This window comes from Streptomyces sp. cf386 (assembly GCF_900103585.1).
Taxonomy (GTDB): domain Bacteria; phylum Actinomycetota; class Actinomycetes; order Streptomycetales; family Streptomycetaceae; genus Streptomyces.
The window spans coordinates 44,714-67,953 of the sequence record NZ_FNHV01000013.1 but is presented as its reverse complement, the minus strand read 5'-3'; the positions used below and the strand labels follow the sequence as shown (position 1 = coordinate 67,953).

Here is a 23,240-nt window from a genome sequence, read left to right as displayed (position 1 = left end):
GCCCCCGGTCAGGGAGCGGCGTTCGGACCGTCCGGACGGCTGCGGCGCTGCTCCACCATCTCCCGGCTCAGTTCCTCCGTCTCCGTCTCGGCAAGCCGCTCGAAGCCGCCCTCCGTGATCACCGAGACGCTGGGGAAGATCCGCCGGTTGATGTCCGGGCCGCCGGTCGCGGAGTCGTCGTCGGCCGCGTCGTACAGCGCGTGCAGCGCGGCCAGGGCCGCCTCGTGCCGGGACATGCCCACGCGGAACAGCTTCTTCAACGCCCCTCGGGCGTACGGCGATCCGGAGCCCTCGGCGTGGAAGTCGTACTTCTCGTACGGTCCGCCGGTCACCTCGAAGTCGAAGATGCGTCCTCGCCCGCCCTCGGGCGCCTTGACGTCGTACCCGGCGAGGAGCGGCACGACGGCGAGGCCCTGCATGGCCTGGCCGAGGTTCTGCCGGATCATGGCGGCCAGGCGGGACGCCTTCGCCTGGAGGGACATGGGAATGCCCTCGATCTTCTCGAAGTGCTTCAGCTCGACCTGGTAGAGCTTCACCATGTCCAGGGCTAGCCCGACGGTGCCCGCGAAGGCGACGGCGGTGTGGTCGTCCGCCGGGTGGACCTTCTCCAGGTCGCGCTGGGCGATGAGGTTGCCCATGGTGGCCCTGCGGTCGCCGGCGATCAGCACGCCGTCGCGGTAGGTGAGGGCCAGCACCGTGGTGCCGTGCGGGACGCGGTCGGGTGCGGCGCGGACGCCGTCGGCCAAGGGGCGACGCATGGGTAACAGGGCCGGTCGGTGGGCCGCCAGGAACTCCGTGAACGACGAGGTCCCCGGAGTGAAGAACTCCTCCCCCAAGCGCCCTTCATGCTCACTGCTCGCCATGGCACTCCCCCTCCAGCATGGGCCGACAATCGGACTCCTACCTGAACCGGCCTACCGGGAAACGCCGTTGGCGCTCACAGGGCCCGGCGCCGGACGAGCACCGCGAGCACCACCAGCCCGGGCAGGAGCGGCAGGCATACCGTCAGCAGCCGATAGCCGAGCACGGCGGAGGCGGCCACCGCGGCCGGGGCGCCTACGGCGGTGAGGGCGAGGACGAGCACCGCGTCGAGGGAGCCGAGTCCGCCGGGCGTGGGCAACAGGGCGGCGGCGGTACTGGCGGCGAGGTAGAGCAGCGCCACTCGGGCGGGCGCGAGGGGCAGGGCGACCGCCCGGGTGACGGCGACGAGCACACCGCAGTGCAGCGTCACGAAGGCCAGCGAACCGCCCCACAGGGCCGCCGCCCTCGCCGGCCGCGCGTGCACGGCCGCGATGTACGCCCGCACCGCTGTCAGGGCCCGCCGGCACCGGGCCCGCAGCGGGCCGGCCAGCACAGTGGCCGCACCGACGGCCACGGCACACACGGCGACCAGGTATCCCCCGCTGACCTGCGGGAGGTGCAGCACACCGGGGCCGGCCGCGCAGAGTACGGCGATCAGGGCGCCGCGCACGATCACGCCGGCCGTGCCCTTGACCGCGACGGCGGTGGCCGCACCGGCGACCGGGATGCCGCAGCGCATCAGGAAGCGCAGGTTCACCGCGCCCGCGCCGAGGCCTGCGGGCAGCACTTGGTTGGCGGCGGAGGCGGCGAACTGCGCCGCGACGAGCCGCGCCGGGGGCAGCGGACCGGGTACCGCGCCCTGCAGGGCGAGCGCCGAGCAGGGCCAGGTCGCCAGGGTCGCCGCGGCGGCCACCAGCAGCCAGCCGGTGTCGGCGACGGCGAGTCGGATCGCGCCGGATTCGATGGCCGGCCAGTGGTGTTCGGCCAGCCAGAACACGGCCGCGAGGACGGTCAGCGTGAGGGCGGTGTGCCAGTAGGCACGTCCACGCCGGTGCCTGACGAGGAGCTGATCCGGCGTCATGGCGGTCCGCCCGGGCCCAGCGCCGGGGCGATGCGGACTTCCAGGCCGTCGAGGCGGTACCGCTCCCAGTGGCGGGCGTACCGGGGTGGTTTGCCGCCGGGGGCGGTGAGGGCGCCGACGGGGACCCGGCGGGTGGCCCGCAGGATCCCGGCCGTCGTGGTGGTGGCGTTGTGGCCGCGGGTCGCGCCGGACGCGCAGCCCGTGTAGTAGGCGACGGGGATGGCATCGTGCCCGGTGAGCAGACAGGGCGGGCGTACGCCGAGGCGGTGGAGTTCGGCGGCGGAGCGGGCCCAGTCCCGGCGGCCCGCGGTGCTGCGGTCCACGGTGCGGTCCAACACGGCGTACTGCACGGCCAGATGCCCGGCCAGCCCGACGGCGAGCACGGCCCCTACCGCCGGGCGCCACCGGCCGTTCGGCTTGGTGGCCAGGTGGAGCAGCGCGTCCGCGACCGGAATGGCGAGCAGTGCGTAGGCGGGCAGGAGGAAGCGGGGCGCCGCGTATCCGATCATGAACAGGTACGGGAAGGCGGCCGTCGCCGCGCAGAGCAGCGGGACCAGGGTGCGGGTGGTGCGTCCGGCGAGGAACGCGATCGTCAGACCGTAGGCGGCGAGCAGGGGCAGGGCGAACCACCAGGCGTACACGACCGGGTCGGGCATCTCTCCGTCGCAGGGCCGGCACAGGGTGCTGCCGACGAGGCTGCGCAGCTGGTCGTCGACGGCGAGGTTCCAGCCCAGGTCGCCCTGGATCCGGGAGGCCTCGTTCAGCCGCTCCCGCAGACCGCCGTAGCTGACGAACGCCTCGACCACCCACTCGACGCCCCCGGCCACGAGGCCGGCCACCAGGGCGAACCCGAGCCGCCGGTGCCGTAGCACCACCGAAAGGACGACCAGGGGGAGCACGACCCATACGGCGTCCGTGGGCCGCATCCACGCCATCACGGCGGCACCGACCAGTACCCCCCACAGGGCCCGTCCGTCGGAGCGGTCCGTGCGGGCGCGCAGGAAGCAGCCGACGCAGAGCAGGGCGCCGAACGCGACCCAGAGGTTGGGCATGGCCTGCGGGCCGTAGAAGAGGGTCACCCACAGGGTGGCGAACAGGGCGCCCGCACCGGCCAGGACGCGGGGCGGGAACAGTCCGCGCCAGGCGCGCAGGACCAGGTACAGGACGAGTCCGGACAGCAGAGCGAGATAGACGCGCAGCAGGATGGTGGACGACGACCAGGAGGCGATGGGCCACACCAGCAGTGATACGCCACGCGCGCGTGGCGCGCTGAAGAAGGCGGCCGGAGCCTCGGTGCCGACCTGGCTGACATACACCACCTCGTCCCAGCCGAGGCCCATCGAGGGCCGCGCGAGGAGCAGTTGGGCGAGGGTGAACGCGCCGGCCACCGCCGCGAGCAGGCCGTCGCCGCGCGCTCGCCAGAACCCGCCGGGCACGGTCGCCCCGTAGCGCCGCTCCATGCTCACGAGCATGGGCTTCGTGCCGTGGGTCATCGTCCACCCCTATCCCTGCAGGTCCGAAACAGGGACAAACTAACCCGTAGGGGATCTCCATGCCGTGCGGAGTTCGGCCAGGTGCATGACGCGTGCGGGTGACACACTCTGCGGTGTGACCCTGACCTTCGCCGACCTCCTCGCCCGAGCCCGTTCCCTCCCCCGGGACGGCCGCCGCGCCGTCCTCGGCATCTCCGGCAGCCCCGGCGCGGGCAAGTCGACGCTCGCCGAGCACCTGGTGCGGGAGCTCAACGGCGCCGGGGATCCCTGGGTCGCGCATGTGCCCATGGACGGCTTCCACCTCGCCGACGTCGAACTGGACCGACTCGGCCGCCGGGACCGCAAAGGCGCGCCGGACACCTTCGACGCGGCCGGGTACGCGGCGCTGCTGCGGCGGCTGCATGAGGAGGTCGGCGGTGACACCGTCTACGCGCCCGGCTTCGAGCGGGTCCTGGAGCAGCCGATCGCGGGCGCCGTTCCGGTGGAACCGACGGCCCGGCTGGTGGTGACCGAGGGCAACTACCTGCTGCTGGGCACGGACGCGTGGACGCGGGTGCGCTCGCAGCTGGACGAGGTGTGGTTCTGCGAGCTCGACGAACCCGAGCGCATCCGGCGACTGATCGCCCGCCACGAGGAGTTCGGCAAGCCGCACGAACAGGCGGTGGCCTGGGTGCTGGGCTCGGACCAGCGCAACGCCGAGCTGATCGCCGAGACCCGCGACAGGGCCGACCTGGTGGTGCCGGGCACGGCGCTGCCCGTCCGGCGGGAGTCGCCGGCGGCCCGCGCGAGGGCCTGACCGCATGGGGCTGGACATCACGGTTCTGGCCGTGGACTGGGAGCGGCTGAAGGCGACGCCGGTGCGTGAGCGGCTTCCCCTGCTGGAGGACGCCGCGTTTCCCGACGTCGACCTCGACTGGGACGCGGCGCCGGATGCGGGATGGGTATGGCCGACGGTGCCGGATCCGCCCTGGTGCGGTCGGTACGACTTCCACTGCACCAGCGGCTCGTACAAGCCGCACTTCTGGGCCGGGGAGGCCTGGGAGGACGTACGGGACTTCGCCGATCCCGAGCTCCGGGAGAGCCTCGACGGGTTCCTGCGGGGCCTGTTCTGGCACGACGATTCCGTGCCACCGCCACTGGACGGCCTCCTCCACGGCGATCCCGACCCCTGGCGGCCGGGCCTGCTCGTCGCGTGCCCGCCGCAGGCTGTGGCGGAGCTGGCCGCGCTGTGGGCCACCGCCGAACCTCTGCTGGAGGGCCTGCGTGAGGCGTACGCCGTCCACGCCGCGCGTCCCGGCGGGTGGATCGAGGACTTCGACGCGTTCGCCGTACTGCTCCGCGAGTGGGCGACCGTGGTGGGCGAGGCCGAGCAGCGGGGGTGGGGGCTGCTCGGCCTGCCGTGGTGAGCGCGACGATCGGCGGAACCCGGCGGCCTACTCAGCCCGCAGGGTCAGCTCCGGCTCCCCGTGCGCGTCGCCCGCCGCCTCGCCGATCACGGCGGTGAACGCTTCCGTGTGAACCGTCAGCCCTGAACCGTCGTCGTAGGTGAAGGTGGGCGCGAACGGGCCCGTCGGTCCGTACCGTACGGCGAAGATGTGCAGGTCCTCCGGAGCGCCGGGGGCCGGTCCGGCCTCCAGGGCCGTCGAGCTGACCAGGTGCCGCCAGCCCTCGTCAGGGTTGCCGTAGCCGCGGGGGTCGGCAGCCAGGGCGAAGGCCGCCTCTTCCTGGGTCCGTTCGGCGCGGGCGTCGAAGTAGTCCACGCCGTCCGACTCCGGGTGGGTGAGGCGGAGCGCGCCCGCCGACGTGACCTGGCCCTCAGCGGTCCTGCGCACCCGGTCGCCGTCGTCGGTGGCGTACGGCAGGCCCGCGAGCAGGTACGGCGTTCCGGGGAGCCGTTCCACCGCGACGGTCGTCCAGAGGTGGGTGCCGTCGGTGACGTACAGGGACCGCACATGGCGCAGGACGTGGTCGCGGCCGACGACCGGCTTGGTGACCAGCTTGGCGGTCAGGCCCTCGGCGCGGACGTCCCGGACCCGGACCTCGCCCATGGGACGGCAGAACAGGAAGCCGTCGACGACCGGGCCGTGGCCGTGCTGGCGGTTGACGGCGGCGGGCAGGTAGTACGTGCCGCCCGCCTCGATGACCGCCGGGGTCAGGTGGCCGTCGAAGGCCACCGAGACGGTGCCGGAGCGCAGTTGGTGCCGGGCGGCGGCCGTGGACGGCTCGCGGTGCCAGCGCGTCGTGTCCTGGATCTGCCAGACCAGCATCCACGCGAAGTGCCCGTCGACCTCGCCGTCCACCTTCACCGCATGCCGGGCCCAGCGGCTGTCGCCCCGGTAGCGGCCCAGGTCGGAGCCGATCCGGGCGCCGAAGTAGCGCAGGCCCAGGACGGACTCGAAGGCGGAGTGCTGCTCGCTGTAGCGGGGGCCGCCGTTGTCGAAGCCGCCGTTCGTCAGCCGGGCGTCGATGTAGCGGGCGAGCGCCTCGCCGTCCTCGGCGAAGATCTCCGCGCCGCTGACCCGGTGGGCCTGGGCGAGGAAGGAGAGGGAGATCGGGCCGTAGTTGTTGTCGTAGGCGCCGCCGTGCTCGGGGGGCAGCAGGGCGCCGCGGTCACGGACCCGGTGGGCGCGGATCTCGTCGACGTACAGTTCCAGCGCCCGCTCGCGGACCGACTCCCGCTCGGCTGCGGGCAGATGGTTCGCCAGCATCAGACCGCCGACCACACAGCCGATCGCCTGATTGCCCGCCTCCTGCGGATTGAAGAAGGTCGCCTCGGTCAGCCAGCGCCAGTATCCGCGTGCCACGTCGAGGAGCCGGTCCCGCGCCCCGTCCTCGACGAGGCCGTCAGCCAGGTCCAGCACGTTGACCGCCTGGAGCAGCGCCCACACCGTGCTCGGCCAGTCGCCAATGGGGTGGGCGCCCGCCGCCAGGGTGTAACGGGCGTACGGAAGGCCGGAGTTGCGCACCCTCAGGTTCGGGTAGCCGGGGTTGTCCTCGGTGTAGACCCGCTCCCGCAGATGGAAGGCGAGGCTGCGGTTCACCGCCTCCGGCAGCCTCGGGTCCTTGCCGCGCTGCCAGTTGAGCGCGAGCAGGGAGGTGATGCCGAGCGAGGTGTCGCCGATGTCGTCGACGCAGTCGGGGTGTTCTAGGTTGCCCTCGGGCGTGAGGCGCGCGAGGGCCTGCTCGGTGACGTCGGCGAGCACGGCGTCGTACGCCTCCGGAGTGTCCGGCAGGTCGTGCAGCGGCCCGAGCTGGCGTGGGAGGTGCAAGGGAGATCAGCCCTTCATGCCTGAGATGTGGCGCGCAGTGTGAGGGTCAGTGTCTGCGGTCCGTGCCCACCGAGGTAGACGCGGTTCCCGGTCGTCGCGTCGGTGCCGCCGGCCACGGTGTGGTCCTGCCCCGGGTCGTAGCGCAGTACGTCGCTCCGGTCCGGTCCGGCGAGCGGTTCGCCCGTCTCGACGCCGGCCTCGACGCGGATCTCGTCGTCGCCGGCGCGGTAGGTCATCGGCTCGGTCGTCAGGCACCAGCGTCCGTCGCCGAGCGGTACGGCGCCCTGCGGCTCGCCGCCCGGCCGGAAGGTCAGTTCGAGGGCCCAGGGCACCGACGGGCCGCTGATGTCGATCCGCAGGTCGGCCCCGTCCTCCCGCAGGTCGACCTCGACCCGGGTCGTGTGGGAGACCTCGTCCTGAGGGCGGTCGGGGAAGGCCATCGCCGCGGAGAAGCGGCCCTCGTCCACCAGGCGGTAGGCGCCGTCGTCGCGCCTCCGGTCCTTCGGGAGCGGCTGGTAGTAGGCGGTTGTGAGGGTTTGGGTGAGCCGGTACCGGTTGTCGGCGAGCTGTTCCATGCCGGCGGCACGGAACGGGCCCAGGTCGAAGAACACCCGCGAGAGGCGGACCGCGTCGAGGACGGCGGCACCGGCGAACAGGCGCAGGAAGGTGGGGTTGCAGGCGAGGCCCGAGCGGATGCGCCGGTGCTCGGGCACGTCGGAGCCGCCGTACACCACGGTGTGCGCGGTGGCCGAGACGTGTGCGGCGAGGCGTGCGGTGGGGAGGTACCGGTCGCGCGGGAGCTTCTCCGCGTCCGGGGCCGGCAGGGCGCGGCACAGATCCGGGGTGAGGAGGGTCTGGGCGAGCAGGTCGGGGTCGTCGATGCCGTCGGCGGCCGCCAGGCGGGCCGCGCGGGCGAAGTCGCCCCGGCCGGTGCGGATCGCGAGCAGCCGGTAGTGCGGCAGGTAGGGCCACAGCGGGAACGAAAGCTTCTGGTCCTGGCGGCGCGAGTGGAGGGTCTCCACCGTGCCGTCCGGCCTGATCAGGTCCAGTGTCGTGGCGAGGTTGCGTTCGACGGCGTCCAGCAGGTCGGTACGCCCGAGCACCTCGGCCAGCAACAGCAGCGACGGGTTGGTCACGAGGGACGCGTAGACGGCACTGCGTTCCGAGTACAGGCCCTCCGTGTCGATGTCGACGCCCTCGGCGAGCCACTCCTCGACGCGGTCGAGCAGCCGGTCGTCGGGGAACGACCGGTGCAGACGGGCGAGCGCCGCGCTCAGCTCCCAGCGGTGGTTCGGGGTGTGCACCCCGCCGGTCAGGAGACTGGCGGTGGCGGCGCCGGCGATCTCGGCGAGCACGGCCGTCACCTCGCCCAGTTCCGGTCCCGCGTCGGCGGCGAGGACGTACGCGTCGCACACGTCGTTGACGGTGAACGCGGAGTCGGGCGGTGACTGGACGTTGTCTCCGCCCGCGAAGAGACCGGAGGGCGTCTGCACGGCCCGCAGGGCGCGGAGGTGGGTCATCGCGGCGGCGACCGCCTGTCCGCTGCCGTGCAGTGCCGAGTCCGGGGAACGGTATGCGGCTGTCAGGGTTTTCACCCGCCGCGCCAGACCACGGTGCGGCACGCCGGCGGGTTCCACGTCCGGGTCGGCCGCCAGGGGGGCGGCCGTCAGGTCGGCGGCGCGCGCCGCCGAGCGGACGAACTCGTGGTCGAGCGGGTGGGGCAAGGTCAGTCCTTCAGTCCGGCATTGATGTCGGCGTTCATGACGTAACGCTGGAACACCAGGAAGACGACGATCAGTGGAACCATGGAGATGACCGATCCCCCGAGCAGCACCGACCAGTTGATGTTCTGCGCCCCGACGAGGCTCTGGATGCCGATCTGCACGGTGAACTTCTCGGGGTCGTTGAGCATCAGCAGCGGCCAGATGTAGTCGTTCCACCGCCACTGGAACGACAGGATGGCGAGCGTCAGCATGATGGGCCGGGAGATCGGCACCATGATCCGCAGGAAGATCGACAGCTCACGCGCGCCGTCGATGCGGGCGGCCTCGATGAGCTCGTCGGGGACCGTCAGGAAGAACTGGCGGAACATGAAGCATCCGGTCGCGGTGAGCACGGCCGGGAGGATGATGCCGGCGAGCGAGTTGTAGAGGCCGAGGTCGCGGACCACCAGGAACTGCGGGGCGAGCATGACCTCGGACGGCAGCATCGTGGTGGCCAGAATGCCGACGAAGAAGACCTTGAGCCACTTGTTGTCGTACTTGGCCAGCGCGTACCCCGTGCAGCAGCTGACTCCCACCGTGAGGATCGTCGCGATCACACACACGATGGTCGTGTTGATGAAGTACTGGGAGAAGTTGGCGCTGTCCCACGCCGCCTCGTAACCCGACACGGTGGGGTTGTGCGGGAACAGCGTCAACGGAAGGGAGAACAGGTCTCCCGCCGGTTTGAAGGAGCTGAGGACGAACCACAGCACCGGCACCCCGTAGAGGGCCGCCAGGACCCACAGGAGTGTCGTCGCGGGCACCGCGCGCCGAAACCCACCACTGGCCGCGCTGCTGCGCCTCTTCTTGGGAACAGCCCGTCCGGGCTCGGCGTCGACCTTGCGTGGCATGTCTGTGGTTGTCATCGGTTCTCCACCCGCCGGTTGACCATCATCTGGATGATCGCGACGACCATCAGGATGAGCATGAGCACGAACGACGCGGCGCTCGCGTAGCCGATCTGGCCCGATTTGAAGCCGGTCTGGTAGATGTACTGGACGAGCAGGTTGTTCGACGTTCCGGGTCCGCCGTTGTTGAGGGAGGCGAACAGCGGATACTCCTTCATGCCGTGGATCGTGTTGAGCAGGATGACGATGAAGGAAGTCGGCGCGATGCTCGGCAGGGTGATGCTGATGAACTGGCGCCACGGACCGGCGCCGTCGAGCGCGGCCGCCTCGTAGTACGACGTCGGTACGTTCTTGATCGCCGCGATGAACAGCAGCATCGAGAAGCCCGTCCAGGCCCAGGACGCCGCCACCACCACCACGATCAGCGACAGGTCCGCGTTCGACTGCCAGGGAACGGCGCTTCCGCCGAACTTCTCGATGAGGTAGTTGACCAGCCCGAAGTTCTCACCGAACAGCCACCGCCACAGGACACCCACGACGATGGGCGACAGCAGCCACGGGATGAAGAAGAAGATGCGGGCGACCGACACGCCCTTGGCGTGCTTGCTCACCAGCACGTTGGCGATGAGCAGCGAGAGCACGAAGTTCAGCGGTACGAAGAGCACGGTGTACAGCAGCGTGCGGGTCATCGCGTCGTAGAAGGCGGAGTCCCCGAACAGGTTGCTGTAGTTGTCCAGTCCGACGAACTGGAACGCGCCCACGCCCGTGTAGTTCGTGAAGGAGTAGACGAGCCCGATCACCGCCGGCCAGAGGAAGAACAGCGCGAAGAGCACGACATTGGCCGCGATGAGGACGAGCGGCGCGACGGTGTACTTGCTTCGTCTCCTGGGCGGGCTCACGGACACGTCCGAGGCTCGTTTTGTCATCTTCCTGACTCCGTGCTGGTGGATTGGGTTCCTGTGGGCTCAGGCCATGAGCCCGGCATCACGTGGGGTCCGGGGCCAGGGCGGCGGTGTCTCGACCTCGCCGCCCTGGCCCCGGCCTACGCTCAGCCGCCGACCTGCTGGTTGTAGCCGTCCACAATGTTCTGCAGGGCCTTGTCGGCCGACTGCTCGCCGTTGATCGCCTTGCCGAGCTCCGCCTTGGTCGGGTCGTCGGCGAGGCTCTTGCCCTTCAGCACCCAGTTCGTCTGCGCGCTGTTGAAGTAGCCGGAGATCGGGTCGTAGAGCGGGATCGACTCGTTGTACAGCTTGAACGCCGCCTGCGCCGCCTCGGACTTGAACGGATACTTCGGGGTCAGACCGGTCTCGACCGGCAGGAACCCGGACGCCTCACACAGCGCCTGGTAGTGGGCCGGCTCGTACAGCCAGGACAGGAACTTCTTCGCTGCGGTGGCCGCGTCGGCGTTGTTGTTGAAGCCCACCGTCATGCCGCCGCTGTTGACGTCGCTGGCCTGCACCGGCTGGGCGGGAGTCGGGACGCTCGCCCACTCGAACTTCGTGATGCTCTCCGCGTAGGCGGCAACCTGCCACACGCCGGACCAGTAGGCGACGACGTCACCGCTCTGGAACATGGCCGACGGGTCGGCGCCGCTGGTCCACACCGACTTCGGCATGGTCTTGTCGTCGTTCAGTCCGACGAAGTACTTCACGGCCTTCTTGGTCGCCGCGTCCACCGAGAACTTGCCGGAGTCGTCGGCGTGGACGTACTTCCCGCCCATCTCGTACACCATGGCGCGCAGCCGGGACGGCGACTGGTCGAAGGTCAGGGAGTACTTGGCGTCGGTCTTCTCCCGGACCTTGTCGGCCGCCTTGATGAACTCGGTCCAGGTCCAGGTCTTGTCGGGCGAGGTCGGGTAGTCGACGCCGGCCTTCTCGAAGAGCGACTTGTTGATGAACATGCCGGACGCGGTGACGTCCGAGGGGATGGACAGCACCTTCCCGGACGAGTCCTTGGCGACGAAGTTGGCGTTGATCTTGTTCGTCTTGTTGTTGGCGATGTCGCTGAGGTCGATCAGCTTGTTCGACCAGATCGGGTCCAGCGCCGGCACGGCCGCCACGTCGGGCAGCGAGTTCGCCTGCGCCGAGTTGCGCAGCTTCGTCGTGTAGCCGTCGTAGGGGATGTTGACGAGCTTGACCTTGACGCCGGTTTCCTTCTCGTACTGCGCCACCATCTTCTTCCAGCCCGCGTCCTGCCCCGGCACCGTGGAGATCCAGAACGTCAGCGACTTGGAGGTCCCGCCCGATTCGGACCCTCCTCCGCAGGCGGAGAGCAGTAGGGCACCTGCCGTGGCCACGGCAGCGAGGGGAACCAGGCGGCCTATGGCGCCGCGGCCGAGTCGGCGGGAGCGCCGCACACCTACATTGGTCATCTTCGATCCCTTTTTCGTCGCAGGGGACGGAGCACGGCGCCGACCGACGCGGCACGGGTGCATTTTGCAGGAAAATTCGCTTTCCGGAAGGGGCGGCCTCGCCCGGCCGCGTCGTCCACGCGGGGCGAGATCCCCGGCCGTCCTGGCCGTCACCGCACGGGCACGCCCTCGTGCGGTTGCCGTACGTCGAGTACGGGCGGGATGTTCGCCCCAAGCCGGCGTCCCGGCCGACTTAGAAAGCGCTTGTCCGGACATTGGCAGACCGAGTCCGAAACCGTCAATCCTTCGTCCGCGCCGCCTCGGTCACGGTTTGGACTCCTCTGGCGACCGCGAGGCGGGCCGCGCCGACCACGGTGCCGAGATCACCGACCTGGCTGCTGACCACCTCGGTCGGCCAGCTGAGCCGCTCCAGCTCGGCCCGCACACCGGGCAGGAGCTGCGGAAACGCCCCGGTGCTGCCGCCCAGCACGAGCAGTCCGGGGTCCAGTACGGCGGTCACGGCGGCGGCCAGCCGGCCCACGTCCACGGCATGCCGGGCGACGACGGCACGGGCCGGGGCACTGCCCTGTGCGGCCAGCGCGAAGAGCCGCTCTGCCGTACGGGGGCCGACGCCGTCGCCATCCGGCCATGCCTCGGCGGCCCGGCGCAGCAGGGAACGGGCCCCGATGTACTCCTCCAGGGCCTCGTGGCGGGGCTCCAGGTCGTCGTCCCAGGGGTAGGGCAGCCGGGCGAGCTCTCCGGCGGCTCCGTTCGCACCGGCCAGCACCTGGCCTCCTACGACGATGCCGAGACCGATACCGACGCCGATCCGCAGATAGCCGAAGGTGTGACGGCCGCGCGCCGCGCCCTCGTGCAGTTCCGCGAGCGCGGCGCAGTTGACGTTGTTCTCCAGATGGACGGGGACTCCGGGCGGCAGCGCGACGGCCACCGCGTCGAAGACGGGCCCCGCCTTGGCGGTCGCCGGGCGCATGCCGGAGCCCTCCTCGGCCCGGGCGGTGACGTCACCGACGGCCACGACGATGGTGCGCAGCGGGGCGTCGGCGGGCAGCGCGCCGAGCGCGTCGCGCACCACGTCGGCCGCCTCGGCCCGGGGTCCGGTGGCCTCGGCGAGCAGGGTGCCGTCCAGGGCGCAGCCGCGGACCCGGGTGAGCGCGGGACCGAGGTCGACGGCGAGCACGGCACCGGCGGCCGGGCCGAGGCGGTAGACGGCCGCGTTGCGGCCCGTGCCGCTGGAGGCGGTGCCGGAGTGGGCGGCCAGCTGGACGCCCTCCAGTTCGGCGACGGCGGAGGAGACCGTCGGTTTGGACAGCCGCGCAAGGCTGGCGAGCTGCGGCCGGGTCGCGGTGCCGGCCTGTGCCAGCACGGCGAATACATGGCTCGCGCTCTCGGTCAGACGGGGGGCTCTTACCACGTCGTGTTCCACAGTTCCCCCAGGTGACAGGCTGCTCTCCCGGGCCGATCGACTCGGCGGAAGGCGGCGATGGGTTGCCCTGGCGGCACGCGTTCCCACCCCGGGCGAAAGGCCCGGGAAGCCGGCTGCGCGACGCCTATTGACACGCACTGTACTTCGTTAGTTAACTTCCTAACGAACGTCACGGTACTCGCCTGCCGTGGTCCGTCCAGAGGCCCGTCCCGGGGCTTCTCCGGCTCTTCACCTGTCTTGCCCTCCGGCACGGTTCGCCCGCCGTCGCAGCACACAGCGCACCGACGAAAGAGGATCCGTGCAGGTCACCCCTTTGTCTGGCCCTCTGATGGTCGGCATCGACGTGGGCGGCACCAAGACGCATCTCCGCGCGCTCACCGGCGACACCGTCATGGCCGATCACGTCCGTCCCAGCAGCGGCTGGCGGCCGTACGATCCGGTGGCCGCCGCGGGCTGGCTGGCCACACTGCTCGCTGAGGCCCTTCCCAAGGGCACGCGCCCGTCCGCGCTGGCCGTCGGCGGGCACGCCTGCGAGACCGCGCGTCAGTGCGCACAGATCCGTACCGCACTCCAACTGCACTTCGACGCGCCCGCGCTGGTCGTGGGCGACGCCGAACTGCTCGTGCCCGCAGCGGGCCTGGACAAGGGTGTCGGCCTGGTCGCCGGCACCGGCTCCGTCGCCGTGGGCCGCTTCCCCGACGGCACACCGGTCCAGGTCGGCGGCTGGGGCGCGCTGCTCGGCGACGAGGGCGGCGCCGCCGGTCTCGTCCGCGAGGCCGTCCGTGCCGTCTGGGCCGCGCACGACCGCGGCGAGGAGCCCGACGCGCTGGCGCTCGGTCTGCTGGCCGCCTTCGACGTCCCCGAAGTACCCGCGCTCGGCGCCGCGTTGGAGTCTGTCACTGCGGCCTCCGCCGAGTGGGGCCGGCACGCCCCGGCCGTGTTCGCCGCCGCCGAGGCCGGCTCCCCGCTCGCCCGCACCGTGATCGCCGACGCGGGCCGCGCCCTGGCCGCGCTCGTCGAACGCCTCGCCACCCGTGGGGTGGTGGTCGACGACGTCGTGGTCGCGGGCAGTACCGTCCTCGCCCAGTCCTCGCTGTACGACGCCTTCGTGTCGGCGCTGGAGGAGAGTGTGCCGACGGCCCGGCCGCGACCCCTGCGGGCACCGCCGGTCGAGGGCGCGGTGGCGATGGCCCGTTCACTTCTGTGACACGTTCCGGTCGCCGACTCTCCTCCGCTCCGCCATGACTCGCCCGTAGATCTTCGCTCGTACGACCTCCCGGCCGCACGGCCGCAGAACTCAAGAGAGGCCACACCCATGCCGTCATCCGCTGGGCAGTACTCCCCCGCACCGCTCACCGAACGCACCATGCGGCGAAGGGGGTTCCTCAAGACCTCCCTGGGAGCCACCGCCGGCGTCATGGCCGCGCCCACCCTCGTCAGCTGGCTGGCCGCGGCGGACGCGAAGGCCGCCGCGGCCGCCGCCGCGTTCGTGGACGACTACAAGACCAACGTCCTGACGAACCTGACGCCCGAGACCAACGCGGTGATCCGCGTCCTCGGCGGCTTCGCGAAGGTGTGGAAGACCGGCGGCGCCTGGAACACCGGCACGCCGCTCATGCCCGAGGTGCTGCGCGCCAACGTGCGCTACAGCGTTCGGATCACCGCCGCGCGCACGGACGCCCAGGCGAAGGAATCGTTCATCATCGACCGGCAGCACCAGAGCTACTCGGTGATCGCCGGACTGGGTCCGCTGGCCGACCTGTACAAGTCGGGCGCCAAGGCGGTCACTTCGATCACCAGCGCGCCGGACGGCACCCCCGCCGGGAAGATCAGCGACGCCCTGCCCGCCGACGCGCCGACCGGTTCCGCGATCGGCGCCGGTTCGTACGACTCGGAGCTGGGCAAGGTGGCCAAGCTGGTCGACACCGTGCGCGGCCCCTTCGCCTCCGGCAACCCGGCCAAGTTCGCCTTCCAGTACCCGCGTCCGTGGCGGATGAACGAGGACAGCGAGGTCGTCGACACCGGCAAGAAGGACGAGTTCGGCTTCCCCGTCTACGAGTCGGAGGTGGTCGTCGCCCCGCAGCTGCTCCGCCAGCGCGGCGAGACCCCGGCCGAGGACGGCGGCTTCCCCAGCGGGCACACCAACGCCCTGCACCTGGCCGCACTGGCGTACGCCTACGCCGTGCCCGAGCGGTTCCAGGAGCTGGTGACCCGCGCCTTCGAGCTCAGCCACACCCGCATCGTGGCGGGCATGCACTCCACCGTCGACGTCCTCGGCGGTCGCATCATGGCTACGGCCCTGGCCGCCGCCGCCCTCACCGACCCGGCGAACGCCGAACTCAAGGCCGCTGCCCGCGCCCAGGCCCTTGCATACTTCGAGGAGCGGACCGGCACGACGGCCGACACGCTGTACGCCTACGCCCACTCGGCCTCCGCCGACACCGACCCGTACGCCGACCGGGACGCCAACGCCCGCACGGTCAAGCCCAAGCTGACGTACGTGCTCACCCGGCGCGGTCGCGACGAGGCCCTGGCCGTGCCGAAGGGCGCGGAGGTGCTGCTGGAGACGCGGCAGCCGTACCTGACCGCGGCCCAGCGCCGTGAGGTGCTGCGCACGACCGCGCTGCCCGCCGGGTACGTCCTGCTGGACGGGTTCGAGCAGTGGGGGCGGCTCGACCTGTTCACCGCGGCGGACGGTTACGGCGCCTTCGACTCCGACGTGACGGTCACGCTGGACGCGGCGGCCGGGGGCTTCGGCGCGGCGGACGCCTGGCGCAACGACATCGACGGCGACGGCGGTCTGACCAAGCGCGGCACCGGCACGCTCACGCTGACGGGGCACAACCGCTACCACGGCGGCACGGTGGTCGAGGGCGGCGTGCTGGTCGCCGGGTCGGCCAACGCTCTCGGGCAGGGCGATGTGCGGGTGGTGGGCGGCACGCTCCGTGCGGACAAGGTGCTGCGGGTGCGCGGTGCGTACGTCCAGGAGGGCGACGCGACCCTTGAGCTGCTGCTGCGCAAGAACCACGGTCCGGCGCTGGAGGTGTCCGGCCGGGTGGTGCTGGGCCGGGGCAGCGTGCTGTCGCTGCGCCTCGACGCGGAGCGCCCGCCGGTCGCCGGGACCACTGTCCCGGTCATCGAGGCGCAGCGCCTGCGCGGCCAGTTCGACCGTGTGGAGCTGAACTCCGACACGCTGCGGGCCGTACCCGTCTACACGACGGAAGGTCTGTCGGTACGACTCCTCAAGCGGTAACGCCCTCCCCCGGCGGGTGCTGATGCAGAGTAGGCCCATGAGCCGGCTCTCCCTCAGCACCCGCCGCCGCGGGGTCGGCGGCGCCGCGGAGCGGATGATGGCGCTCGAACAGCACTCGGCCCCGGCACAGCCGGCACGCGACGACGTGCCCGACGCATCCGGCGCGCCCGACGCCCGGCCTCGCCGGAAGTGGGGCAAGCGCCGGCTCGTGCCCCTCCTCGTGGTCGTGCTGCTCGGCCAGATGGCCGTCGCGATGCTGACGACGGCCGTGCAGCAGACACCGACGATCGACGAGCCCGTGTACGTGGGCACGGCGGCCGAGTATCTGCACGAGCAGCGGCTGCGCCACAATCCCGAGCATCCGCCGCTGGGAAAGCTGGTCATCGGCGTCGGAGTGGCACTGGCCGATCCGCATGTCGATCGCTCCTTCACCGGCGATCAGGGCCAGTTGGGGCGACATCTGCTGTACGAGTCCGGGAACGACCCGGGGCGGCTGATGCTGTTCGCCCGCGTCCCGGTGATCGTTCTGACGCTTCTGTTCGGGTTGGTCGTCTTCGCCTTCACCTGTGAACTCGCCGGTTCGGTGGGGGGTTTGGCGGCCCTCGGGCTGTACGCCTTCTCCCCCGACGTCATCGCGCACGGCTCGCTCGCCACGCTGGACGTTCCGGCGGCCGGGTTCGTGCTGACGTCGGTCTGGCTGCTGTGGCGGGCCCGTCGCCGGCCCCGGCTCCATGTGCCGCTGGCCGGCGTGGCGCTCGGGGCGGCGCTGGCGACGAAGATGAGCATGCTGGCGGCGGTCCCGGTGCTGCTGGCCCTCACGGCCCTGTCCGTGTGGTGTGCGAGGCCGCCGGCCGAGCCCCGCCGCAGGGCGCTGGTGCACGCGGTCGCGGGCGCCGGTGTCGTGGCGCTGGCCGCCGTCGCCGTCGTATGGGCCTCGTATCTCGTCGTCGATCCGCGGCTGCGCTGGGCGCCGGAGCAGCCGATACCCGTCGTGCACGGACTGCGGTCGGCGGCGGTCGAGTTGCTGCCGTTCCCGGAGGCGTACCGGGACGGGATGCGGGTCCAGTTCGCCTTCGAGAACTACCCGTGGCAGGGCTTTCTGTTCGGCCGGCTCTACACGGGCTCCCTCTGGTACTACCTGCCGGCCGCGCTCCTGGTGAAGACACCGCTCGGCCTGCTCGCCCTGTGGGCGGCCGGGGCGGTCGCGTCGGTGGCGGTACGGCGGCTGCGGCCGGTGGCTCCGTATCTGCTGGCGCCCACGGCCGTGCTGTTGGCCGCGGCGATGCTCGGGTCGCGGGACTTCGGCACGCGGTACGCCGTGTTCGTGCCGATGTTCCTGGCGGTGGCGGGAGGCTGTGTGCTCGCGGTGCGACGGCGGTGGGTGCCGGTCGCGGTGGGGGTGCTGGTGCTGTTCGTCGCGGTCAGCTCGCTGCGGACGTACCCCTACTATCTGCCGTACTCCAACGAGGCGTTCGGCGGTCCGGCGAAGACCCATCTGCGGTTGCACGACTCCAACGTGGACTGGGGCCAGGACCTCGGCCGGCTGGCCGACCGGCTGCGCGAGCGGTACCGGGACGAGCGGATCTGGCTCGTGTACAAGGGCAGTGGGGTGCCGTCCGCCTACGGCATCCGCGCCGCCGATCCGCGCAAGGTGCCGGCCGGTGAAGTGCGCGGGCTGCTGGTCGTGTCGGACTCCTCGGTGGCCAAGGCGACGGGGCGGCTGGCCGAACTGATCGACAGCAGTCGCCCGATCGACACGGTCGGCCATTCGATCACGATCTATCGCCGGTGAGCGTCGCGCCTCTCCAGCGCCCAGGGTCGCCACATTGTGTGAGCTATGTTGAGGCACTGTGGGAGACAAAGGACACGCACCGGTGCCATCGTCCCAGCAGGCACGCGCGCAGGCATCCGCGATCACCTCGGGAAGGACGGCTCCGGAGGTCGAGGCATCCCCGACTTCCCAGCTCAGGACGCTTTTCGACCAGCCGAGGCTGTCGCCCGGGCAGCGGCGCATCGCCCAGTATCTGATCGAGCACATCACCGAGGCGGCGTTCCTTTCGATCACCGATCTGGCGGAGCGGGTCGGCGTGAGCCAGCCCTCGGTGACGCGGTTCGCCGCGGCGGTCGGCTTCAGCGGTTACCCCGCGCTACGGGAGAAGCTCCAGTCGATCGCGCTGGGCACTCTCGCCGGGGGCCCGGCGGCGGCCGAGGAGAACGGCGCCAACGAACTGCAGGCCGCGGTGGACGCCGAGATCGAGAACCTGGAGAACCTGCGGCGCGACTTCGCCGACCCCGACGAGGTGATCGACATCGGCCGCAAGCTGTCGCGGTCGACCCCGCTGACCATCCTCGGGCTGCGCATCTCGGCGTCTCTCGCCGAGTACTTCGCCTACGCCGCGCGCCGTATCCACCCGGATGTGCGACTGGTGACGCGGGGCGGCAGCGTCGCCTACGACGCGCTGCTCCAGTCGCGCGAGGCCGGCGGCACCTGGGTGCTGGCGTTCTCCATGCCGCGGCACGCCCAGGAGACGCTCACCGCCGTCCGGGTCGCGCGCAGCGCCGGGCTCAAGGTCGCCCTGGTCACCGACCTGGCGCTCGGGCCGGTGGCCGACACGGCCGACATCGTCTTCGCCACCGGCACCGGCTCCCGCCTGGTCTTCGACTCCTACGCCGCGCCCGGCGTGATGGCCGCCGCGCTGCTGCAGGCCATGACCGACGCCGACCCGGAGCGGACGCAGGCACGGCTGGAGGAGTACGAGCACATCTCGGACGAGCACCAGTTCTTCCTGCGGGACTGATCCCCCCGGGCAAACCGGAACACAGTGGGCTCATCCATTTCAAATCACGCATGAATGTTTTCATACTCCTTGCAAAGCAGACGGCATATATAAATACTTCACACGCACCATCCGCCCGCCGAAAGCAGCCGGTCCGCTCATGCGCACGTCACCCCATCCGTCGTGCGCATGCCGGCTGCCTTCCGGGCTCCTCCACGAACAGCCGAAGCCGCCGTCTCCTACCCGCGTCGGCGCCCGGGCTGTTCGGTCGGGCATCGCCTGCGCGAGCGCCCGTGGCGGCGGCCCCGGTCATCCCCTAGGCCGGGGCCGCCCCGACCCCGTCGGTGACACCCCATACGACGCCCGCACACCCGGAAGCGATGACCATGCCCCTGACGACCACGCGCATCAGCTCTGACTGGCCGTGCCAGGTCAAGACCCCCGGTTCCTACGACTGGGAGCGCTCCGCGGCCAAGTGGCTGCGCGAGCTGGTGCCGGCCCGCTACGCCAGCTATCCGGCGCTGATCCGCCATCCCGTGCTGCTCGCCCGGCATGCGCAGATCCAGGTCCAGAACGAGATCCGGGTCGCGCGCACCGCCCTGCAGACCGCACGGGCCGACCTCCCCGCGCTCGGCATGCCCGAGTCGGTCATCGAGCACACCATCAAGATGTACGCGGCGGAGGTCATGCAGCTGCAGCACATCGCCCGCAGTGTGCGCGCGGTGTCCCAGGCCCTGATCGACCACGGGCGCTGAGCCGTCGTGCACACCCGACACCGCGTCAGGAGCCGTCGGCCGTCGCCGCGCAGGTGACCGTCGCCGACGGCTGGCCGGTGGTGTCCGAGGCGGCGGCGACGAAGCCGAAGGTGACGCTCGCGCCGGGCGCCAGGGCGCCGTTCCAGGACGCGTTGGTGACCGTCACCCTGCCGTCCTGGGTCGTGGCGAGCGTGCCGTCCCAGACCTGGGTCAGACGGGTGCCGTCGGGCGGTACGAGCGTCGCGGTCCAGCCGGAGGCCGAGGAGGCGGGCGCGTTGGTCACCGTCACCTCGCCCTGGAAGCCGCCCTGCCAGCTGTTGACGGTCCGGAAGGACGCGGTGCAGTCGGGGTCACCGGCCTCGCCCGCGCCGGGACCGCCCAGCGCGGGCGCAGTGGGCTCGGCGGAGGCGGAGGCGGAGGCTGTCGCGGACGGAGCCGGATTCCGGGCCGCCGTGTCGTCGCCGTCGCCGTCACCATCGCCGGGAAGCAGGAGAGCACCGCCGAATCCGATGACCGCGGCAGCGGTGACGGCGACCGCGACGGCGGTGCGGCGAAACCCGGGGCCGGAGGCATTGCCGGGGTGGGCGCCACCGCGCGGTGCGATGCGCGTGTCCTCGGCGACGGCCGGCAGCTCCTGTGTCGCGTCCTCGGTACCGGGCAGGGAGCCGGGCACGGCCACGGACTCGTAGCGCCTGTTGTCCTCCTCCCACTCCCTGAACAACTCCGCGAGGGCGTCGGTGCGGCGTGGGCGCAGGACGTGGATCGGTTCCAGGGCCGGACCGTCGTCCGGCTCCTCGGGGTCGGGCCGTGTGGGCACGCCGCTCTCCTTCCGTCCCCGTCAGCACGGGGCTACGCCAATCCCCGGGGAGTGATACGGGGTTGGCGTCCCGCCGGTTCAGCGCGCTCGGTGAGCACCCTGGCCCGGTCAGGCGGGCGCGGCGAGGAAACGGTCCAGGGAGGCCTTCACCGCGGCGACGAAGGCGTCCCGCCCCCTGTCGTCCAAGGCGTCCAGGGACAGATAGGGGTTGAGGTCCTCCAGTTCGACCAGCAGGAGCTCGCCGCCCGGCGCACGACAGGCGTCGACTCGCTGAATGCCGTGGTCGATGACGTTCCACTCGATGAAGCGCCGGGCGAACTCCAGGTCCGCGTCGGTGGGTTCGTAGCGCTCCAGCTGCCAGCGCCGGTCGGCGTGCGGCGCGTACAGGGCGTACTGGAAGTCGTGGTCGACGAAGTAGAAGGAGACCTCGTAGGCGAAGTCGACGCACGGCTGGACCAGGACGTCCCGTACGTCGCCGGCGAGCAGATCGCGCAGCCCCTCGGCGGGCACGATCCGCAACCCTATGGAGTCGGCGCCGAGTTTGGGCTTGACGACGTACCGATCGGCCTCGGGCAGCGAGCGCAGGTCCTCGGCGCGGTCCACGGTGGGGATGACCGGGTATCCCGCGGTGGTCAGGTCGAGCAGGTACTGCTTGCCCGCCATGTCCGCAAGCCCGGAGAGCGGGTTGTACACCCGCGTCCCGTCGGCGACCGCGCGTCGGCGGAACTCGTCGTAGGCGTCCTGGTAGCTCAGCACCGGACCACTGTTGCGGACGACGACCCCGTCGAAGGCATCCATGAGCGAGAGCGCGTCCCGGGGGTGGCAGAGGGCGAGGTCGAAGTCCTCCCGCAGACGCGAGGTGAGGAAGATGTCCTCGTCGCAGTAGCGGCGCCCGCGTGCCTGGTAGGCCAGGTCGGTGACGTACAGGAGACGGGGTCGGGCGGACGGCATGCGGGACTCCTCGGCGACGGCGGCAGGCGATCGTAGGCAGACCGCCGCTCGCCGAACAAACGTCGGAAGATTCCGGACCGCGCCCGCCATGCGGGAGCACTCAGTTCCCTGCCTGCACAGCACTGAGTGCCATCGGCGCTGCTCGGGTGCTACGTTCCCGTCCATGAGCTCCAGCAGCGCGGCGCCCGGCCGCGGCGAGAAGGCGGAGGCCGCGGCAACGAAGCCCCCGATGCGGGAGGCCCTGGTCGCGGCGGCGTTCCAGCTGTTCACGGAGCGGGGCTACGAGCAGACGACGGTCGACGACATCGTGGCGCTGGCCGGCGTCGGGCGGCGCTCGTTCTTCCGGTACTTCCCGTCCAAGGAGGACGTGGTCTTCCCCGACCACGAGCGGTGCCTGGCCGACATGACCGCCTTCCTCGCCACCAGCGGCGAGGAGCACGAGCCGGTGCGGCGGGTGTGCGACGCGGCCCGGCTGGTACTGCGCATGTACGCGGAGAACCCGGCCTTCTCGGTGCAGCGCTACCGGCTGACCAAGAAGGTGCCGGGGCTGCGCGCGTACGAGCTGTCCGTGGTGTGGCGCTACGAGCGCGCTCTGGCCCAGTATCTGCGCGAGCGCTTCGCCGTCCGGCGCGACGGGACCCTGCAGGCCGACGTGATCGCCGCCGCCGTCGTCGCGGCACACAACAACGCGCTGCGCTCGTGGCTGCGGTCGGACGGGCAGGGCGACTCTAGCGCCGCAGTGGACCACGCGCTGGGTTATGTGCAGTCCGCGTTCGGCGTCACCCCCGCCCCGGGCCCCGCCGTCGACGAGCAGCCCGACGACGTGGTGGTCGTGGTGTCCCGGCGCGGCGCCCCCCTGTGGCGGGTCGTGCAGGAGATCGAGACCACGCTCGGACGCGACTGATCCAGGTCCCGGCCCAGATTCAGGGTACGCAGTGCCTTTACGTCTGGCACTCAGTGCCATACGCTGCGGCTGTGCACGGTGGCACGGTGAGCCGGGCACGTGCGTGCACGGATGACCCGCGCACGTGGGATTCCGGCCGAGCGCAGGGAGTTGACCAGCGTGTACCACCACTCAGGCAGCGTTGCTCGTCAGACCGTCGGCTTCGGAGCCGGCCTCCTCGAACCCGCGGCCCCGGACACGGAGGCCGTGCTCTTCCAGCGCTGCACCTGGTGCGGCACCGCCATGTACCACCGGCTGCTGTGCCCGGTCTGTCAGGGCAGTGACCTGCGTACGGAGCGCAGCGAGGGGGTGGGGACGGTCCGCCACTCCACCGTGGTGCACCGCAACACCCCCGCCGCGCGCAATGTGTCGCTCGTCGAGATGGCCGAGGGGTTCGTCGTACGCGGCCGGGTCATGGGCCCGCCCATCGGCATCCACAGCGGGGACCGCGTCCGGCTGTCCACGGCGAAGGACCCGGTCCGGGGCGAGCCGGTGTTCCAGTTGGTCGACGAGCCGTACCGGGCCTGGACCTGAGCCGCCCGTTCCGGACCGCCTGAGGTCCCCGGCCGCCGGCCGACCTCCTGGAGCCAACTCCCCACTCCGCCAACTCCCTTCACAGGCAACGCACAAGCACCTTCCGCCGTCCTCTCCGAGTGAGGGCACCGGGGCAGTCCCGGGGCGAGCGGAAGGAGGGG

Annotated in this window: 20 protein-coding genes; 9 read left to right on the top strand and 11 right to left on the bottom strand. The window is 71.5% G+C overall.

Annotated features, from left to right (window positions below; translation table 11 throughout):
• Nucleotides 1-8: 8 nt before the first annotated feature.
• From prcB to BLU79_RS30390, 3 genes are all read right to left on the bottom strand, one after another.
• Nucleotides 9-863, bottom strand: a complete 855-nt coding sequence (gene prcB / locus BLU79_RS30400) for a proteasome subunit beta (protein WP_093909149.1) — start codon at nt 861-863, stop codon at nt 9-11.
• Nucleotides 864-937: 74 nt separating this feature from the next.
• Nucleotides 938-1,882 carry a lysylphosphatidylglycerol synthase domain-containing protein gene (locus BLU79_RS30395; protein ID WP_093909148.1) on the bottom strand — a complete coding sequence of 315 codons (945 nt, stop codon included), beginning with the start codon at nt 1,880-1,882 and terminating at the stop codon, nt 938-940.
• The gene (locus BLU79_RS30390) at nt 1,879-3,375 is read right to left on the bottom strand and encodes a hypothetical protein (protein WP_256333515.1); all 1,497 of its coding nucleotides are present in this window, start codon (nt 3,373-3,375) and stop codon (nt 1,879-1,881) included. The genes BLU79_RS30395 and BLU79_RS30390 overlap by 4 nt, the downstream gene beginning before the upstream one ends.
• 115 nt (nt 3,376-3,490) lie before the next feature.
• Here BLU79_RS30390 and BLU79_RS30385 point away from each other — a divergent pair, with 115 nt between their 5' ends.
• Together BLU79_RS30385 and BLU79_RS30380 are read left to right on the top strand one after the other, a co-directional pair.
• Nucleotides 3,491-4,171: a nucleoside/nucleotide kinase family protein gene (locus BLU79_RS30385; protein ID WP_093909328.1), complete on the top strand. Its 681-nt coding sequence runs from the start codon at nt 3,491-3,493 to the stop codon at nt 4,169-4,171.
• A gap of 4 nt (nt 4,172-4,175) precedes the next feature.
• Nucleotides 4,176-4,781, top strand: coding sequence for a hypothetical protein (locus BLU79_RS30380; protein WP_093909147.1), 606 nt, complete (start codon nt 4,176-4,178; stop codon nt 4,779-4,781).
• A 27-nt stretch (nt 4,782-4,808) separates the two neighbouring features.
• On the opposite strand, the gene BLU79_RS30375 is transcribed toward BLU79_RS30380, so the two are convergent.
• The 6 genes from BLU79_RS30375 to BLU79_RS30350 form a co-directional block, all read right to left on the bottom strand.
• Complete coding sequence (locus BLU79_RS30375; protein ID WP_093909146.1) at nt 4,809-6,644, bottom strand: hypothetical protein; 1,836 nt, start codon at nt 6,642-6,644, stop codon at nt 4,809-4,811.
• A 14-nt stretch (nt 6,645-6,658) separates the two neighbouring features.
• Entirely contained in the window at nt 6,659-8,368 is a 1,710-nt protein-coding gene (locus tag BLU79_RS30370) for a hypothetical protein (protein WP_093909145.1), read from the bottom strand.
• A 2-nt stretch (nt 8,369-8,370) separates the two neighbouring features.
• Nucleotides 8,371-9,273, bottom strand: coding sequence for a carbohydrate ABC transporter permease (locus BLU79_RS30365; RefSeq protein ID WP_093909144.1), 903 nt, complete (start codon nt 9,271-9,273; stop codon nt 8,371-8,373).
• Nucleotides 9,270-10,181, bottom strand: a complete 912-nt coding sequence (locus tag BLU79_RS30360) for a carbohydrate ABC transporter permease (protein WP_093909143.1) — start codon at nt 10,179-10,181, stop codon at nt 9,270-9,272. Before BLU79_RS30360 ends, BLU79_RS30365 begins: the two co-directional genes overlap by 4 nt.
• Nucleotides 10,182-10,303: 122 nt before the next feature.
• Nucleotides 10,304-11,626, bottom strand: coding sequence for an ABC transporter substrate-binding protein (locus tag BLU79_RS30355; RefSeq protein WP_093909142.1), 1,323 nt, complete (start codon nt 11,624-11,626; stop codon nt 10,304-10,306).
• A 277-nt stretch (nt 11,627-11,903) separates the two neighbouring features.
• Nucleotides 11,904-13,037 (bottom strand): ROK family protein, encoded by a 1,134-nt coding sequence (locus BLU79_RS30350; protein ID WP_256333514.1) that lies wholly within the window; start codon nt 13,035-13,037, stop codon nt 11,904-11,906.
• 340 nt (nt 13,038-13,377) lie between these two features.
• Here BLU79_RS30350 and BLU79_RS30345 point away from each other — a divergent pair, with 340 nt between their 5' ends.
• From BLU79_RS30345 to BLU79_RS30325, 5 genes are all read left to right on the top strand, one after another.
• The gene (locus BLU79_RS30345; RefSeq protein ID WP_093909140.1) at nt 13,378-14,256 is read left to right on the top strand and encodes an N-acetylglucosamine kinase; all 879 of its coding nucleotides are present in this window, start codon (nt 13,378-13,380) and stop codon (nt 14,254-14,256) included.
• A gap of 108 nt (nt 14,257-14,364) precedes the next feature.
• Nucleotides 14,365-16,302, top strand: coding sequence for a phosphatase PAP2 family protein (locus BLU79_RS30340; protein WP_093909139.1), 1,938 nt, complete (start codon nt 14,365-14,367; stop codon nt 16,300-16,302).
• A 94-nt stretch (nt 16,303-16,396) separates the two neighbouring features.
• A complete protein-coding gene (locus BLU79_RS30335; RefSeq protein WP_371131974.1) occupies nt 16,397-18,094 on the top strand; it encodes an ArnT family glycosyltransferase in 1,698 nt (565 codons plus the stop codon).
• A gap of 82 nt (nt 18,095-18,176) precedes the next feature.
• Nucleotides 18,177-19,100 carry a MurR/RpiR family transcriptional regulator gene (locus tag BLU79_RS30330; protein ID WP_177001239.1) on the top strand — a complete coding sequence of 308 codons (924 nt, stop codon included), beginning with the start codon at nt 18,177-18,179 and terminating at the stop codon, nt 19,098-19,100.
• A gap of 359 nt (nt 19,101-19,459) precedes the next feature.
• Nucleotides 19,460-19,834 carry a hypothetical protein gene (locus tag BLU79_RS30325; RefSeq protein WP_093909137.1) on the top strand — a complete coding sequence of 125 codons (375 nt, stop codon included), beginning with the start codon at nt 19,460-19,462 and terminating at the stop codon, nt 19,832-19,834.
• Between the two features lie 25 nt (nt 19,835-19,859).
• On the opposite strand, the gene BLU79_RS30320 is transcribed toward BLU79_RS30325, so the two are convergent.
• Together BLU79_RS30320 and BLU79_RS30315 are read right to left on the bottom strand one after the other, a co-directional pair.
• Nucleotides 19,860-20,651 carry a cellulose binding domain-containing protein gene (locus BLU79_RS30320; RefSeq protein WP_093909136.1) on the bottom strand — a complete coding sequence of 264 codons (792 nt, stop codon included), beginning with the start codon at nt 20,649-20,651 and terminating at the stop codon, nt 19,860-19,862.
• 108 nt (nt 20,652-20,759) lie between these two features.
• The gene (locus tag BLU79_RS30315; protein WP_093909135.1) at nt 20,760-21,602 is read right to left on the bottom strand and encodes an ATP-grasp domain-containing protein; all 843 of its coding nucleotides are present in this window, start codon (nt 21,600-21,602) and stop codon (nt 20,760-20,762) included.
• Between the two features lie 163 nt (nt 21,603-21,765).
• Here BLU79_RS30315 and BLU79_RS30310 point away from each other — a divergent pair, with 163 nt between their 5' ends.
• Together BLU79_RS30310 and BLU79_RS30305 are read left to right on the top strand one after the other, a co-directional pair.
• Nucleotides 21,766-22,506 carry a TetR family transcriptional regulator gene (locus BLU79_RS30310; RefSeq protein WP_093909134.1) on the top strand — a complete coding sequence of 247 codons (741 nt, stop codon included), beginning with the start codon at nt 21,766-21,768 and terminating at the stop codon, nt 22,504-22,506.
• A 159-nt stretch (nt 22,507-22,665) separates the two neighbouring features.
• Nucleotides 22,666-23,079 (top strand): Zn-ribbon domain-containing OB-fold protein, encoded by a 414-nt coding sequence (locus tag BLU79_RS30305; protein WP_093909133.1) that lies wholly within the window; start codon nt 22,666-22,668, stop codon nt 23,077-23,079.
• The last annotated feature ends 161 nt before the right edge of the window (nt 23,080-23,240 follow it).